1 pseudogene is annotated in these 411 nt (G+C 51.3%); it reads left to right on the forward strand.

The annotated features are described in order from the left end of the window. Positions 1-411, forward strand: a pseudogene (locus RH85_RS11850) (conjugal transfer protein TraG N-terminal domain-containing protein); the annotation flags it as partial.

A 411-nucleotide genomic window follows, 5' to 3' on the forward strand; every position in this document is an offset into this window, starting at 1 on the left:
AATTAGCTCTGGGGCAACCAACAGTAACCTCGGTGATTTTAACGGTGAGATAGTCTCTGTGCCTGTATGGTGGGCGCTCTGGCACAGTTTATCGCAAGGTATCACCAATGCAGCGGTATCGAGTATTCCTTGTCACTACAACGTCTCAAACTCGCTACTGCAGCTGCAACAAACCCACATCACCAGTGAGCCACTGCGTGATGAGGTGACCGCGTTCTATAATCAGTGTTTTACGCGTGCACGCGCGGCAATGAAAGCCGGTGCTCGTGCCGGCGATATTCGAGCAAGTGATTTTGAGAACGCAAACTGGCTTGGTGGGAAGTTTTTCTTATCGTTAGATAACCCGGTACACGCCGCATCCTACATCTTCCTGAGATCGGAGCGAGCGGTTCATACCGTCCCTTACGAAGC

The sequence above is a fragment of the Vibrio ichthyoenteri ATCC 700023 genome (assembly GCF_000222605.1).
Taxonomy (GTDB): domain Bacteria; phylum Pseudomonadota; class Gammaproteobacteria; order Enterobacterales; family Vibrionaceae; genus Vibrio; species Vibrio ichthyoenteri.